Source organism: Rhizobium sp. Leaf384, from assembly GCF_001424065.1.
Taxonomy (GTDB): domain Bacteria; phylum Pseudomonadota; class Alphaproteobacteria; order Rhizobiales; family Rhizobiaceae; genus Ferranicluibacter.
The window spans coordinates 1495115-1509424 of the sequence record NZ_LMQE01000001.1 but is presented as its reverse complement, the minus strand read 5'-3'; the positions used below and the strand labels follow the sequence as shown (position 1 = coordinate 1509424).

Annotated in this window: 16 protein-coding genes; 13 read left to right on the top strand and 3 right to left on the bottom strand. The window is 62.4% G+C overall.

Features of this window, described 5'->3' with window-relative positions; genetic code table 11:
• Positions 1–78 precede the first annotated feature (78 nt).
• Positions 79–444 carry a YraN family protein gene (locus ASG25_RS06900; protein WP_062471050.1) on the bottom strand — a complete coding sequence of 122 codons (366 nt, stop codon included), beginning with the start codon at positions 442–444 and terminating at the stop codon, positions 79–81.
• Positions 441–1373, bottom strand: a complete 933-nt coding sequence (gene rsmI / locus ASG25_RS06895) for a 16S rRNA (cytidine(1402)-2'-O)-methyltransferase (RefSeq protein ID WP_062471047.1) — start codon at positions 1371–1373, stop codon at positions 441–443. The genes ASG25_RS06900 and rsmI overlap by 4 nt, the downstream gene beginning before the upstream one ends.
• Before the next feature lie 230 nt (positions 1374–1603).
• On the opposite strand from rsmI, the gene dnaN reads away from it, so the two are divergent.
• From dnaN to ASG25_RS23115, 7 genes are all read left to right on the top strand, one after another.
• Entirely contained in the window at positions 1604–2722 is a 1119-nt protein-coding gene (gene dnaN / locus ASG25_RS06890; protein ID WP_062471044.1) for a DNA polymerase III subunit beta, read from the top strand.
• A gap of 287 nt (positions 2723–3009) precedes the next feature.
• Positions 3010–3606, top strand: a complete 597-nt coding sequence (gene pmtA, locus ASG25_RS06885) for a phospholipid N-methyltransferase PmtA (RefSeq protein WP_062471041.1) — start codon at positions 3010–3012, stop codon at positions 3604–3606.
• Positions 3607–3636: 30 nt separating this feature from the next.
• Positions 3637–4281 carry a histidine phosphatase family protein gene (locus ASG25_RS06880; RefSeq protein ID WP_062471038.1) on the top strand — a complete coding sequence of 215 codons (645 nt, stop codon included), beginning with the start codon at positions 3637–3639 and terminating at the stop codon, positions 4279–4281.
• Positions 4274–4987, top strand: coding sequence for an orotidine-5'-phosphate decarboxylase (gene pyrF / locus ASG25_RS06875; protein ID WP_062471035.1), 714 nt, complete (start codon positions 4274–4276; stop codon positions 4985–4987). Before ASG25_RS06880 ends, pyrF begins: the two co-directional genes overlap by 8 nt.
• Before the next feature lie 35 nt (positions 4988–5022).
• Positions 5023–5310: a DUF1330 domain-containing protein gene (locus ASG25_RS06870; protein ID WP_062471032.1), complete on the top strand. Its 288-nt coding sequence runs from the start codon at positions 5023–5025 to the stop codon at positions 5308–5310.
• 127 nt (positions 5311–5437) lie between these two features.
• Entirely contained in the window at positions 5438–6418 is a 981-nt protein-coding gene (locus ASG25_RS06865; RefSeq protein ID WP_062471029.1) for a complex I NDUFA9 subunit family protein, read from the top strand.
• Between the two features lie 233 nt (positions 6419–6651).
• Positions 6652–6816, top strand: coding sequence for a hypothetical protein (locus ASG25_RS23115; protein WP_156379615.1), 165 nt, complete (start codon positions 6652–6654; stop codon positions 6814–6816).
• A 114-nt stretch (positions 6817–6930) separates the two neighbouring features.
• Here ASG25_RS23115 and ASG25_RS06860 read toward each other — a convergent pair whose 3' ends face one another.
• Entirely contained in the window at positions 6931–7737 is an 807-nt protein-coding gene (locus ASG25_RS06860) for an undecaprenyl-diphosphate phosphatase (RefSeq protein ID WP_062471026.1), read from the bottom strand.
• 194 nt (positions 7738–7931) lie between these two features.
• Between ASG25_RS06860 and ASG25_RS06855 the strand changes: the two genes are divergently transcribed.
• The 6 genes from ASG25_RS06855 to ASG25_RS06830 all read left to right on the top strand — a co-directional run bounded on the left by ASG25_RS06855 (position 7932) and on the right by ASG25_RS06830 (position 14297).
• On the top strand, positions 7932–8624 hold the full coding sequence (locus ASG25_RS06855; RefSeq protein WP_062471024.1) for a glutathione S-transferase family protein: 693 nt from the start codon (positions 7932–7934) through the stop codon (positions 8622–8624).
• Positions 8605–9780, top strand: coding sequence for a tRNA epoxyqueuosine(34) reductase QueG (queG, locus tag ASG25_RS06850; protein ID WP_062471021.1), 1176 nt, complete (start codon positions 8605–8607; stop codon positions 9778–9780). The genes ASG25_RS06855 and queG overlap by 20 nt, the downstream gene beginning before the upstream one ends.
• On the top strand, positions 9780–10658 hold the full coding sequence (locus ASG25_RS06845) for an SDR family oxidoreductase (RefSeq protein ID WP_062471018.1): 879 nt from the start codon (positions 9780–9782) through the stop codon (positions 10656–10658). Before queG ends, ASG25_RS06845 begins: the two co-directional genes overlap by 1 nt.
• A gap of 391 nt (positions 10659–11049) precedes the next feature.
• Complete coding sequence (locus tag ASG25_RS06840; RefSeq protein ID WP_200934688.1) at positions 11050–11373, top strand: septal ring lytic transglycosylase RlpA family protein; 324 nt, start codon at positions 11050–11052, stop codon at positions 11371–11373.
• 188 nt (positions 11374–11561) lie between these two features.
• Positions 11562–12851, top strand: coding sequence for an RsmB/NOP family class I SAM-dependent RNA methyltransferase (locus ASG25_RS06835; RefSeq protein WP_062471015.1), 1290 nt, complete (start codon positions 11562–11564; stop codon positions 12849–12851).
• A 165-nt stretch (positions 12852–13016) separates the two neighbouring features.
• A complete protein-coding gene (locus tag ASG25_RS06830) occupies positions 13017–14297 on the top strand; it encodes an imelysin family protein (RefSeq protein ID WP_062471012.1) in 1281 nt (426 codons plus the stop codon).
• Positions 14298–14310: the final 13 nt, after the last annotated feature.

Here is a 14310-nt window from a genome sequence, read left to right as displayed (position 1 = left end):
CGTCGCACCCCTATCCGTCACGACCGCATCTGGCGAACATCACACGAGAACGCGCACCGAACAGAACCGTCTCCCCGACTAGAACGCGTCGGGGAAGTGGACCGGCCAACGCCATGGCGTGACGGCCATGATGTCATAGCGGATCGACAGGCGATCCGCATCTGGCTGCCGTTGCAGCCAGAGTTCGCTCGCGTTGCGGATTCTCGCCTCCGACAGGGCACTCACCGCGGCGATCGCCGCATCCGCGCTTCGGCGCGCCTTCACCTCGACGCAGGCGATGAGATCGCCACGCCGGGCGATGATGTCGATTTCCCCGAGCTTCGTGCGGTAGCGAAAGGCGACAATCCGATAGCCGCGCAGCATGAGGGCTAGGGCTGCGAGATATTCCGCAAGGGCCCCTTTGCGCAGCGCCTGCAAGCGTCGCCGGTCGGCCCTTTGCGTCACGGCTGATCCTTGAGCACCAGAAGCCGGTCATAGAGCGTGCGCCGGTTCAGTCCCGTGCGTTTTGCAGCTTCGGTCGCCGCCTTGCCGGCCGACATCTCGGCGGAAAGCTCTGTCAGGAGAGCATCGACATCCTGCGCTTCCGGTGCCGCTTCCTCCGGAGGCGGGCCGATGACCAGCACGATTTCGCCCTTCACGACGACGTCGCCGCCGTAATGGTCGGAAAGTTCACCGAGCGTCCCGCGCCGGAACTCCTCGTAGGTCTTGGTCAGTTCGCGACAGACCACCGCCGCGCGTGCCCGGCCGAGCGTCTCCGCAGCGCCGATCAGCGTGGCGCCGATCCGGTGAGGCGACTCGAAGAAGATCAGCGTTGCCGGCACGCGGGAAAGGTCGCCCAGCCGGTCGCGCCGCGCCTTGTCCTTGGAGGGCAGAAAGCCTGCGAAGAGGAAGGCCTCGTTCGAAAGTCCGGAGCCGACCAGCGCAGCCAGGGGGGCCGAAGGCCCGGGTAGGGGCACCACCCTGTGCCCCGCTTCGATCGCCGTCTGGGCAAGCCGATAACCCGGATCGGACACAAGAGGCGTGCCCGCATCCGACACCAGCGCGACCGACCGGCCGGCATCGAGCGCCGCGATCAGCCGCGGGCCGGCCTCGTTGGCATTGTGCTCGTGATAGGCGTAGGGACGGTTGGCGATTCCGTAGCGGTCCAGGAGAACGCGTGTGACGCGTGTGTCTTCGCAGGCTAGCACATCGGCGCCGGCCAGGGTTTCCAATGCCCGCAGGGTGATGTCGCCGAGATTGCCGATCGGCGTCGCCACCAGATAGAGCGCCGGCTCGATCGGTCGGGCATCCACGATCGTATCGTGGACGCGATAGCTGCGCGACCGTATGTCGGCATCCGATGCCGCACCGCGTTCTCTTGTCTTGTCCTTCATGCGGTCTTTATGGGGGAGCCGGTGTCGGGCCGCAAGCCGGAGCGTCGAAGGATAATGGTGGGCAGTGTAATGCGAGCGCGGCTTGGCCCTTGCACTTCGTCCCGGTGTAGTGCCATTTTGCGCGTCCACATCCACGCCGCCCTTCGGCCGCCCGCGGCCCGGTGGCCGAGGCGTTCAAGAGTTCAAGCCGGGAGGTCTCTCCCGGTCCTGATGGAAAGCGACAGCATCTCATGCGCATTACGATCGAGCGGTCCAATCTCCTCAAATCGCTGAACCACGTCCACCGCGTCGTCGAGCGCCGGAACACCATTCCGATCCTGTCGAACGTTCTGCTGCGGGCCGACGGCGAGAGCCTCGACATGAAGGCGACCGACCTCGATCTCGAAATCACCGAGGCGACACCGGCGCAAGTCGAGCAGCCGGGTGCCACCACTGTTCCAGCCCACCTGCTCTACGACATCGTCCGCAAGCTGTCGGACGGTTCGGAGGTCCGGCTTTCGACCAATGCCGAGGGTACAGCGATGACGGTCGCCTCCGGCCGATCGAAGTTTTCGCTTCAATGCCTGCCGCAGTCGGATTTTCCGGACCTGAACGCCGGCACCTTCACGCACAAGTTCACCATGAAGGCGACCGATCTCAAGATGCTGATCGATCGCACGCAGTTCGCGATCTCGACGGAAGAGACACGCTACTATCTGAACGGCATCTATATCCACACGATCGAAAGCAAGGGAGACCTGAAGCTGCGCGCCGTGGCAACGGACGGGCACCGTCTTGCGCGGGCCGATCTGGAGGCGCCTTCGGGCTCCGAAGGCATGCCGGGCATCATCATTCCCCGCAAGACCGTGGGCGAACTGCAGAAGCTGGTGGATCAGCCGGACGCGACGGTGACGCTGGAGCTTTCCGATGCCAAGATCCGCATGAGCATCGGCTCCATCGTCATGACATCGAAGCTGATCGACGGGACGTTCCCGGATTACCAGCGCGTCATTCCGGCCAATAACGAGAAGGAACTGCGGATCGATTGCCAGTCCTTCGCGCAGGCCGTGGACCGCGTTTCCACCATTTCCTCCGAGCGAGGTCGTGCCGTGAAGCTGGCGCTTGCCGACGGACAACTGACGCTGACGGTCAACAATCCCGACAGCGGGAGCGCGACCGAAGAACTGCCGGTCGGTTACGACAATGACCCTCTCGAAATCGGCTTCAACGCCAAGTATCTCCTCGACATCACGGCCCAGCTCTCAGGGACCGAAGCCGTCTTCATGCTCGCCGATGCCGGCTCGCCGACATTGGTCCGCGATCTCGCTGGTGAAGACGCGCTGTACGTGCTGATGCCGATGCGCGTGTAAGGCGGCACCGCGTATAACGCCGTAACCGCCTGTTTTTGGATGCATGCCTGTCTTGAGCGCCCGAGAGGATTCTCCTCCGGGCGCTTTTGCATGTCAGGGCATTGTCCGGGCCGAGCACCGGCCGTCTTTCGCCCAATGTCGACCGCTCCTTACAGAGAAAACCCCTTGGATTTCCTCCGCAACGCCGCCCAGCAAAATGACGCAAAGAGGACGGTTTTTGTCGCGTTGGATATTTGAATGGGGTATGACAGCGAACGCTCAAGCAGCGAGTCGGAGTGGAGACGGGTATGAATTTGCGTTTGAAAGAGCGTTTCGGCAAGAAATTCGATGAGGAAATCCGGTTCTTCAAGGGCTGGCGCAGCAACATGAAGGCCGTGGGTGCCATCACGCCGACTTCCTCGATCGCCGCGCGGCGGATGGCCAGCGTCATCGATACCGATTCGGGCCTGCCGGTCCTCGAGCTTGGACCGGGCACCGGCGTCATTACCAAAGCCATCCTTGATCGTGGCGTGGCGCCCGACCAGCTCGTGTCGGTGGAATATTCGAGCGACTTCTACACCCAGCTCCTGGCGCGCTTTCCCGCCGTCGAGTTCATCAACGGCGATGCCTTCGATCTCGGCACCACGCTCGGCCGCCGTGCCGCAGATCAGTTCGATTGCGTTATCTCGGCCGTCCCGCTTTTGAACATGCCGATGCCGCGCCGCGTCGCGTTGATCGAGGATCTGCTGACCCGGGTACCCGTCGGTCGCCCCGTGGTGCAGATTTCCTACGGTCCGCGTTCGCCTGTCGCCAACTTGCCGGACCGGTTCCGCACCGAACAGCTCGACTTCATCATGCGCAATATCCCGCCGGCGCGGCTCTGGATCTATCGCAAGACCCATTGATCGCGTCTTCTGGGCGCACGGGGCACCGTTATGTTCGGCCTTTATATCAGCCATCCCGAGGTTTCGATCGATCCCGACGTGCCGATCCCGCGCTGGGGCCTTTCGGAGCGGGGTCGCGCGCGGGCCGGGGTCGCAGCGCAGGCCGGTTGGGCACGGCGTCTCGGTCGGATCGTCTCATCGGACGAAACGAAAGCGCTGGAGACGGCCGGCATTCTGGCGGATGTATCGGGAGCTATTGTCGAGGTTTTGGAAAACGCCGGCGAGAACGACCGCTCGGCAACCGGATTCCTGCCCTCGGCGGCGTTCGAGGCGGCGGCCGACAGCTTCTTCGCGAAGCCTTCCGTGAGCTTTCGCGGCTGGGAAACGGCGGACGACGCGCAGGCCCGCATCGTCCAGGCCGTCACGACTGTGCTCGATACGCACGACCCAACCGTTCCCATCGCCTTCATCGGCCATGGCGGCGTCGGCACGCTGCTCTATTGTCACCTCTCCGGCCTTCCCATTTCGCGGGCTCACGACCAAGGGCCGGGTGGTGGGCACCTCTTTGCGTTTCCGCTCCGCGCGGTGCGCGACCGGTCCGAGGATGTCTGTGAGACGGCTTTTTCCCTTGCTCGCCATCGCCCGGTGTGCAAGTGGACCCGCATTGAGGATTGGCAGGGGTGGACGGATGGCTGAGGCAGCGCGCGACAGGTTGATCATCGGTCTTGATGTCCCCACGGTCGCCGAGGCGCAGGGCATTGTCGATGCCGTTGGCGACGAAGGCCGCTTCTACAAGATCGGCTATCAGCTGATCTTTGCCGGCGGTCTCGAATTTGCGCGAGACCTCGCCGCCTCGGGCAAGAAGATCTTTCTCGACATGAAGCTTCTCGATATCGACAATACGGTCGCCAAGGGCGTCGAGAACATTGCGCGCATGGGAATGACCATGCTCACGCTGCACGCCTATCCAAAAGCCATGGCCGCCGCCGTTGAGGCGGCGAAAGGCTCCGGCCTCTGCCTGCTGGGCGTGACCGTGCTCACCTCGATGGATGCGGACGACCTGAAGGCCGCCGGCTATGCCGACGATCCGCGCGCGCTCGTGCTGCGCCGCGCAGCCCAGGCGCGGGATGCCGGAATGGGCGGCATCGTTTGTTCGGCCGAAGAGGCTGCGATCGTGCGCGAGGTCGTGGGTCCGGATCTCGCCGTGGTCACGCCCGGCATCCGGCCGGCGGGCGCTGACAAGGGCGACCAGAAACGGGTCATGACCCCCTTCGATGCGATCTCGTCCGGCGCAAGCCATCTCGTCGTCGGCCGCCCGATCGTTCAGGCGGCGGATCCCCGTGCTGCGACGCATGCCATTCTTGACGACATGCGCCGCGCCAGCTGGCCCAGCAACGACTGACGGCGTCAGCGCTACACATTTCAGAGGAGACCGATATGGCCAAGGGATACTGGATCGCGCGCGTCGATGTTCGCGATGTCGAGCGTTACAAGGATTACGTCGCGGCGGCCAAGCCGGCCTTCGAAAAATATGGCGCTGTCTTCCTCGCGCGGGGCGGGCCGGTGGAAAAGCTTGAGGGCAACATCCGGGCGCGCAACGTGATCATCGAGTTCCCCTCGATGGAGGCCGCCACGGCCTGCTACAATTCGCCGGAATACCAGATCGCTGCGGCCATCCGCCAGGAGGTCGCGGATGCTGACATGCTGGTGGTCGAAGGCGTCTAAGCGGCGCCGTCCCTCTGCGACATGTTGCGCTGCATGATATCTTTCCGTACGAGGCGGGTTAAGCTATATCGCATGACTGAGCATGCTTGAAACACCCTATGCCTGAACACCACCGGAGCGCCGTTCCATGACCCTGTCCAATCTTCCCCCGCTCGTCACCGTCTTCGGCGGATCGGGCTTCGTCGGGAGGCACGTGGTGCGCGCGCTTGCTCGGCGCGGTTTTCGCATTCGCGTCGCCGTACGCCGCCCGGATCTGGCAGGCTTCCTGCAGCCGCTCGGCAATGTCGGCCAGATCTCGTTCGTGCAGGCCAACCTGCGATATCGCCAGTCGGTCGATGCCGCCGTGCAAGGCAGCGATCATGTCGTCAACTGCGTCGGCATCCTGTTCGAGGCTGGGCGAAACACGTTCGATGCGGTGCAGGATTTCGGTGCGCGCGCCGTGGCTGAGGCTGCCCGCAGCGTCGGCGCCTCGCTCACCCATATCTCCGCGATCGGCGCCGATGCGGCCAGCGCATCCATCTACGCCCAGTCCAAGGCGAAGGCCGAAAAAGCCGTGATGGAGATCAAGCCGGATGCGGTCATCCTGCGCCCTTCGATCGTCTTTGGTCCGGAAGACGGTTTCTTCAACAAGTTTGCACAAATGTCGCGTTTCTCGCCGGCGCTCCCGCTCGTTGGCGGCGGCAAGACTGCATTTCAGCCGGTCTATGTCGCGGATCTAGCGGAAGCCGTCGCCAAGGCTGTCGAAGGAGCAGTCGAAAAGGGCAGGATTTACGAGCTCGGCGGTCCCGAAGTCCTGACCTTCCGCCAGTGTCTGGAGATCATGCTGAAGGCCATCGACCGTAAGCGTGCACTCGTCACGGTGCCTTTCGGTGCCGCCTCGCTGATCGGCAGCGTTGCCTCCCTGATTCCGCTCATCACCCCGCCGCTTACCACAGACCAGGTGACGCTGCTGAAGAGCGACAATGTCGTGTCGCAGGCGGCCGAAGCCGAGGGGCGAACCTTCAAGGCTTTCGGCATCGAGCCGACGTTGGTCGAGGCGATCATTCCGAGCTACCTCGTCCGCTATCGCCCGCAGGGACAGTATACCCGCTCCGGCAAGGCCGCCTAAGGCCGCCTGGAACATCGGGCTTGATAAGCCGCCGGTGATGAGCCGGCGGCTTTTCTTTGTCCGGAAAGGTCGGCGTTGCAGTTCTGCCGCACTGCACTTTTCCCGATGGCCTTTACCGGCGATTCAACATGTTGCGTTATTGCTTGTGCCGGTGCTGGGGCATAGACAGCAGCCGCGTGCCTTTGTCAGGGTCAGGGCACGCCATTCGGACATCTCGAAAGGCTAGAGAGTAAATGGGTAAGTCGATCGCCATCTTCTTTGCGTGCGCGGCATTGGTCATCGTTGCCGGCTCGTTCGCCGCGCCGAAGACCGTGGCAGGCAGCCACGATAACTGTGCGCCGGCTTATGGCGTCGATCCTTGCACGACGTCGTCGATCGGTTTTGCTTCCGGTCGCTGATGTTGTGGCCGCAGCGAGGGCCGCCGGCTAAGATGTGAATTCTGAGGGTATGGCGGGGGCCAGGAAACCGCATGCGGACCGTTCATCGGCCGCATGCGGTTTTTTTTATGCGGTTCAGCCGAACACGGTGAGGCCGATGAGGCCGGCAATGCCGACGATAATGCGCCAGATGGCGAATGGCGCAAATCCGCGGCTGGAAACAAACGCGAGAAGCGAACGCACCACGAGGAGTGCCGAGACGAAGGCGGCAATGAAGCCGACCGCGATCAGCGAGGCATCGTTGAAATCCAGCACGTCGCGGTTCTTGTAGAGATCGAGAACGGTCGCCCCCAGCATGGTCGGAATGGCGAGAAAGAACGAGAATTCCGCAGCTGAGCGCTTGTCCGTCCCCATCAGAAGCGAGCCTGCGATGGTGGCGCCGGAGCGCGAGGTTCCCGGAATCATCGCGAGGCACTGAAACAGGCCGATCTTCAGCGCCAGCGACGGCGTGTAGTCCATCATGTCATGGTAGCGCGGCTTCATCGGCATGCGGTCGATTGCATACAGAATGATGCCGCCGACGATCAGCATGATGCAAATGAGCTTGGGCGTTTCGAAAAGAACGTTCTTGATGAAGTCGTGAGCGAGAAAGCCGATGACCGCCGCCGGCAGGAAGGCGAGCACGATGAGGAGAACAAAGCGTCGGGCCCGGGGATCGTTCGGCAGAGCGATCAGGATCGACCAGAGGCGATGGAAATAGACGGTCAGGATCGCAAGAATGGCGCCGAGCTGGATGATGATCTCGAAGGTCTTTCCCTTCGATTCAAATCCGAGGAAATGCCCCGCCAGCAGGATATGGGCGGTCGAGGAGACGGGGATGAACTCGGTCAGGCCCTCGATGAGGCCCAGAATGAGTGCACTGAGGATCGAATGTTCGGGCATCAGGTAAAGTTCCTTTAAGCAAAGGAGTTTAAGGGTTCAGGAACCGGGGGAGGGCCGATTCGCTTGAGTTCGGGAAGGCTTGCTTCTATAGCTGCGACGAGCGCTGCCTTATAGCTGTCTTCCCTCTGCCATGGCCAGACGAAACCGCGCCTCCCGATCCGACCTTGAAATCCTGTTCCGAGACAGATCCATCGATGCCCACTCTCTATCATCACTCCATGTCCACAGCGTCCCGTTTTGTCCGGCTCATCCTGTCGGAATACGGCTACCAGACGGATCTGACGGAAGAGCAGCCTTGGGAAAAGCGACGCGATTTTCTGGCGCTCAATCCGGCCGGAACCTTGCCGGTCTATGTCGATGACAGCATGCGCGCTCTTTGCGGTGCCGCGGTCATCTCCGAATACCTCGATGAGACCAATGGCGTGCTGAAGCGCGAACGCCGGCTTCTGGCGGAAGATCCATTCCAGCGCGCGGAGATCCGCCGCCTCACCGAATGGTTCCTTCTCAAGATGGAAGCGGACGTGACCCGCCCCCTGGTCCGCGAGCGGATCTTCAAGCTGCAGATGACGGCGGAGCAGGGCGGCGGCGCCCCCGACTCCAAGATGCTGCGCCTGTCGCGCGCCAATATCCGCCAGCACATGAAATATCTGTCCTGGCTGGCCGGGTCGCGCACCTATCTGGCAGGCGATCGCCTGTCCTATGCGGACCTTGCCGCAGCGGCGGCGCTTTCCGTGCTCGACTACATGGGCGAGATTGACTGGACGGAGGCTCCCGCCGCCAAGGATTGGTATCAGCGGCTGAAGTCGCGTCCGTCTTTCCGCCCGCTGCTTGCCGAGCGCGTGCGCGGCCTTACTCCGGTATCGCATTATGCGGACCTCGACTTCTGATCCGCAAAGCCGCGCTGACGGCGCTCTCGCACGTCGCCGCGCGGGACTGACAGCCTTTCTGAAGGCCGAGGCACAGGCGCAGGGCTTCGATATCTGTCGCATCACGACGCCCGACGCCATACCGGATGCGCCGGCCCGTCTGACAGACTTCCTGCACAAGGGCTATCACGGCACCATGGACTGGATGGCAGAAACCGCCGATCGCCGTGCTGATCCCCGAACGCTCTGGAGCGAGGTCCGCTCGGTCGTCATGTTCGGCATGAATTATGGCCCGGACCATGATCCTCGCACCGTCCAGGAATTGAGGGATCGTGGTGCAATCTCGGTCTATGCGCAGAACCGCGATTATCACGACGTCATCAAGGGGCGACTGAAAGAGGTCGCGACACGCTTCGCGGCGCGCGCGGGCGCCGATGTCAAAGTCTTCGTGGACACGGCGCCGGTGATGGAAAAGCCGCTCGCCGAGCAGGCGGGTCTCGGCTGGCAGGGAAAACACACCAATCTCGTCAGTCGGACGTTCGGCTCCTGGCTGTTTCTCGGCAGCCTGTTCACGACGGAGGATCTCGCGTTCGATGCGGCCGAGCGGGACCATTGCGGCTCCTGTCGGGCCTGCCTCGACGCCTGTCCGACGGATGCCTTTCCGGCGCCCTACAAGATCGATGCGCGCCGCTGCATCTCCTACCTGACGATCGAGCACAAGGGGTCGATCGACCCTGCACTGCGCCCGGCCATCGGCAATCGCATCTACGGATGCGACGACTGCCTTTCGGCCTGCCCCTGGAACAAGTTTGCGGCCGTCGCGCGCGAGATGAAGCTGAGGGCGCGCGCCGACCTCGCCGCGCCGTCGCTGGCTCTGCTGCTTGCACTCGATGATGCCGGCTTTCGCACGCTTTTTTCCGGTTCCCCGGTCAAGCGCATCGGGCGCGACCGCTTCGTGCGCAATTGTCTGATCGCCGCGGGCAATTCGCGCGATCCCGAACTGATCGCGCCAACCCGCGCACGCTTGAGCGATGCTGCGCCTGCGGTGCGGGGAATGGCCGTCTGGGCGCTGTCCCGTCTGATGCAGCCGGATGCTTTTCAGGCGCTTGCCCGAGAGCGGCCACCGGAAAATGATGGCGAGGTCTTGGACGAATGGAAACGCGCAGGAGCCGCATGATGGACGTTCTCATTCTGGGTGCTGGTTTTTCCGGGGCCGCTATCGCGCGCCGGCTTCTGCCGTCGGCGACCTCGGTCGCCGGCACGACCCGGTCTCCCGAGCGGCAGCAGGCGCTCTCAGACATGGGACTGGACGCGCTGATCTACGACGGCGAAACCCTTTCTGCCGAACTTCTCTCCGTGATGGGGCGGGCGACGCATCTCGTACAATCGATCGCACCCGGCAAGGCCGGCGATCCGCTGATGCGGCCCGGTACACCAAGCCTCTCTCGCCTCATGCCGAATCTGAGCTGGGTGGCCTATCTTTCCACCGTCGGCGTCTACGGCGATCACAAGGGCGCCTGGGTGACCGAGGACACGCCGCTCGATCCGGTATCGACCCGCTCTCTGGAGCGTGTGGAGGCGGAAGAGGCGTGGCTGGGTTACGGCCGGTCGGTCGGCATTCCCGTGGCCGTTCTGCGTCTGTCGGGCATTTACGGGCCTGGCCGCAACGGCTTCTGCAATCTCGCCAACGGGACGGCACGGCGTCTCGTAAAGCCTGGGCAGGTCTTCAACCGCATCCGTGTCGAGGACATCGCTGGTGCAGTCGCCTTTCTCGGTGAGAACGGTATGGGGGGCGTCTTCAACGTGACGGATGATGAACCCGCGCCGCCGCAAGACGTCGTGCTGGAAGCCGCTCGTCTGATGGGCGTAACGCCTCCGCCGGAGATGGCCTTCGAAACGGCCGACCTCTCCCCGATGGCGCGAACCTTCTACGCAGAAAACAAGCGCGTTTCGAACGCGAAACTCCGCGCTTCCGGATATACCTTTCTTCATCCCGACTATCGGCAGTCTCTGCAACAGATGTGGAACGAGAATTGCTGGAAAGCGCAGATCTGAAAATGCGCAGCCGGTCGCCGAGGACACAACCCTGTCGGGAATTTGCGCAGCACCGGTGACCTGCGGATGACGAAATTATGGGCTTTTCAAAAATTTAATCTCATTTTATTCAGCCTGTGGAAAAACTATTCCACAAAATGCCACATTTACTGAATTGTCTTGATTCAACGCATTTTTTTCCAGTGATGGCGCGTGATTCAAAAATTTAAGAAAATTCAACAGAGGACAGGATCAGTAAACCCTAACTGTTGCTTAACGGTTGAAGCTCTTTTTTGCCATTTTTGCCCCGGACAAGCCGTCTCGTTCGCTGAAAAGCAAGACGATACGACAAAGGGGTACCTGGTTGACGACACTGAAACTTGCGAATGTCGCACTGGCGGCATGCGTTGCTTTGGGGGCAACTTTCACATCCATCACACCATCACAGGCCGCAGGCGCAGGATGTGGCGGCGCATCGTGGTATGCACTCTCATCGCGGACCGCTTCCGGTGAGCGGATGAATGCCAAATACCTCACCGCAGCCCACCGCAGCCTGAAGTTCGGCACACGGGTCGAAGTGACGAACAAGCGAAACGGCAAGAGCGTCGTTGTCCGCATCAATGACCGAGGCCCCTTCATCCGAGGCCGCGTGCTCGATCTCTCCAAGGCCGCAGCCTCGCAAGTCGGTATGGTCAGTTCCGGCCACGCCAGCATCTGTTACCGCGTCGTCGGATAAATCCCGACGGTCGTAAAAAGGTTCCGGAAACAAATTCCGGCTCTGTCCGGAAACCGCCTGCGCGGCATGCGCCCGCAGGGAAACGGGCAAGGGTCGCAGGGCCTTCCGGCTTGCTCTTCGCTTTCATCGCCGGTACACGCGCCACAATGGATGTTGGATTTGTACCGCCGAACGATGGAGAATGAGCGATGCGACTGGGTGGACGACTTGCCGGTGCAATCGATGTTCTCTCCGACATCGAGGCGCGAAAGCGTCCTGTTGCGGACGCGCTGAAGGACTGGGGTCTCTCCCATCGTTTCGCGGGCTCCGGCGACCGCGCTGCTATTGGCAACATCGTCTACGATGCGCTTCGTCAGAAACTGTCTCACGCCTGGCTGATGGACGACGACCGGGCGACCGCACTCGGTTATGCCGTCATGCTGCGTCAGTGGGGCGAAACGCCGGAGACGCTGGCGGCAAGCCTCGAGGGTGATCGTTTCGCACCGCCCCCGCTTCCCGACGCGGCGCTGGCCGCGTTTCGCACGCGCGACATCAAGGAGGCCCCCGCGCATATCCAGGGAGATGTTCCGGAGTGGGTCGTTCCGTCCTTTCAGGCGGCCTTCGGTGATCGCTGGCTGGACGAAGCGGCGGCACTCGCCGAACGCCCGGCACTCGATCTGCGTGTCAACACGCTGAAGGCCGATCGTGCGAAAGTGCAGAAGGCGCTGGAAGACGCCGGCGTGCGTCCGACAGAGACCGCGCGCCAAGGCCTGCGCGTTGCGCCGGGCGAGGGGCCGTCCCGACTCCCCAATGTCACGGCCGAGCTTTCCTTCCAGAAGGGCTGGTTCGAAGTTCAGGATGAAGGCTCGCAGATCGTTGCGGACCTCGTCGGTGCGACCGGCGGCGAGCAGATCCTCGATTACTGTGCCGGCGGCGGTGGAAAGACGCTCGCTCTTTCGGCCACCATGGACAACAAAGGTCAGATTCACGCCTTCGACACCGACCGCAAGCGGCTGGCACCCATCATCGAGCGATTGAAACGGGCAGGCACCCGAAACGTGCAGGTTCACGACCGGCAGCAGGCACTCACCAGTCTGGCCGATCGCTGCGATGCGGTGCTGGTTGATGCCCCCTGCACAGGAACCGGAACTTGGCGCCGCCGGCCCGACACGAAATGGCGGCTGAACGAGCGCAACATCGAAGAACGCCAGGGCCAGCAGCGCGAAGCGCTGGCGGAGGCCGCACGCTACATCCGACCCGGCGGTCGTCTTGTCTATGTGACCTGCTCTGTACTTCCGGAAGAGAATGATCAGCAGATCGATCGATTTCTTGCGGAGAATGCGGGCTTTACCGCGGTGCCGGCGATCAAGAGCTGGGAGACCCTGTTCGGCACGTCGGCGCGTCGCCCGGTCACGCGCGATGGCCGCACGCTGACCCTGTCCCCGGCATCGACCGCAACCGACGGCTTCTTCTTTGCCATGCTGCGGCGGCAGGGATAAGAGGGTCAAAGCGGTTAAACTATATCCTTTGACACAAGTTTAGTTTTCGTTCATGAGGATCGGACAAGGGCTGCAGCATGCCGGAAAGGCATGGCCGTCCCCAATCCGTTTCACACGTGCGGTTTTCCTGTCCGGCTTCCTGGGCAGGCCCGCCGAGGAGAGGTCATGACCGTATCATTCCTTCGCTCCGCCGCCTTGGCGCTGGCTGCGGCCACATCCGCGCTTTCGCTTCAACCGGCCCATGCGGCAACGGATGCCGCAGCCGTGCTCAAGCATTATTCCGACGTGGCACATGCCAAGTTCGAGGATGCACTGACAACGGCGCAGGCGCTCGACAAGGCTGTCGACGCCCTGATCGCAACGCCGAGCGACACGACCCTGAAGGCCGCCAGAGAGGCTTGGCTCGCTGCCCGCAACCCCTATCAGGAAACCGAGGTCTTCCGTTTCGGCAACCCGATCGTCGATGAATGGGAGGGCAAGGTCAACGCCTGGCCGCTCGATGAGGGGCTGATCGATTATGTCGATCCGAGCTACGGCAGCGAGAGCGACGAGAACGCGCTCTTCACCGCCAATGTCATTGCCAACAAGACGATCTCGATCGACGGCAAGGAAATCGACGCATCGAAGATCACCCCGGAATTTCTGTCGGGAACGCTGCAGGAAGCGGATGGCATTGAGGCGAACGTCGCCACGGGCTATCACGCGATCGAGTTTCTGCTTTGGGGGCAGGACTTGAACGGCACCGGTCCGGGCGCCGGCAATCGGCCCTACACCGATTACGATACGAAGGCTTGCACCAATGGCAACTGCGATCGTCGTGCCGCCTACCTGAAGGCTGCAACCGATCTTCTCGTCTCGGATCTGAAGGAGATGGCGGCCAACTGGACGCCGGATGGAGCCGCCACAAAGGCTGTCGAAGCCGATCCGAAGGCTGGCCTCACCGCTATCCTGACCGGCATGGGATCGCTCTCCTATGGCGAACTTGCCGGCGAGCGCATGAAACTCGGCCTTCTTCTGCATGATCCGGAAGAAGAGCATGACTGCTTCTCGGACAACACCTACAACTCGCATCTCCACGACGCGATCGGCATCGAGCAGGCCTATCTCGGGACCTACACCCGCACGGACGGCACCAAGATGTCCGGGCCTTCTTTGTCGGAGCTCGTTGCTGCCAAGGACCCGGCTGTCGATGCGGAGATGAAGGAAAAGCTCGCCACGACCGTGGCGGCGATGCAGGCGATGGCAAAGCGCGGCCAGACCGTCGAGGCCTACGACCAGATGATCGCGGAAGGCAACACCGAAGGCAATGCGGTCGTCCAGAAGGCGATCGATGGTCTCATCGCCCAGTCGAAGACCGTCGAGCGCGTGCTGACCGCGCTGGATCTCGGCAAGATCGAACTTGAAGGGTCCGACAGCCTCGATAATCCGAACGCCGTTTTCCAGTGAGAGCCGTTTCCGG

Coding starts and splice junctions, on each gene's coding strand:
- rsmI (WP_062471047.1), bottom strand. CDS start 1,373: ATGAAGGACAAGACAAGAGAACGCGGTGCGGCATCGGATGCCGACATA.
- dnaN (WP_062471044.1), top strand. CDS start 1,604: ATGCGCATTACGATCGAGCGGTCCAATCTCCTCAAATCGCTGAACCAC.
- ASG25_RS06880 (WP_062471038.1), top strand. CDS start 3,637: ATGTTCGGCCTTTATATCAGCCATCCCGAGGTTTCGATCGATCCCGAC.
- queG (WP_062471021.1), top strand. CDS start 8,605: ATGCGGACCTCGACTTCTGATCCGCAAAGCCGCGCTGACGGCGCTCTC.
- ASG25_RS23115 (WP_156379615.1), top strand. CDS start 6,652: ATGGGTAAGTCGATCGCCATCTTCTTTGCGTGCGCGGCATTGGTCATC.
- pyrF (WP_062471035.1), top strand. CDS start 4,274: ATGGCTGAGGCAGCGCGCGACAGGTTGATCATCGGTCTTGATGTCCCC.
- pmtA (WP_062471041.1), top strand. CDS start 3,010: ATGAATTTGCGTTTGAAAGAGCGTTTCGGCAAGAAATTCGATGAGGAA.
- ASG25_RS06855 (WP_062471024.1), top strand. CDS start 7,932: ATGCCCACTCTCTATCATCACTCCATGTCCACAGCGTCCCGTTTTGTC.
- ASG25_RS06830 (WP_062471012.1), top strand. CDS start 13,017: ATGACCGTATCATTCCTTCGCTCCGCCGCCTTGGCGCTGGCTGCGGCC.
- ASG25_RS06860 (WP_062471026.1), bottom strand. CDS start 7,737: ATGCCCGAACATTCGATCCTCAGTGCACTCATTCTGGGCCTCATCGAG.
- ASG25_RS06870 (WP_062471032.1), top strand. CDS start 5,023: ATGGCCAAGGGATACTGGATCGCGCGCGTCGATGTTCGCGATGTCGAG.
- ASG25_RS06865 (WP_062471029.1), top strand. CDS start 5,438: ATGACCCTGTCCAATCTTCCCCCGCTCGTCACCGTCTTCGGCGGATCG.
- ASG25_RS06835 (WP_062471015.1), top strand. CDS start 11,562: ATGCGACTGGGTGGACGACTTGCCGGTGCAATCGATGTTCTCTCCGAC.
- ASG25_RS06845 (WP_062471018.1), top strand. CDS start 9,780: ATGGACGTTCTCATTCTGGGTGCTGGTTTTTCCGGGGCCGCTATCGCG.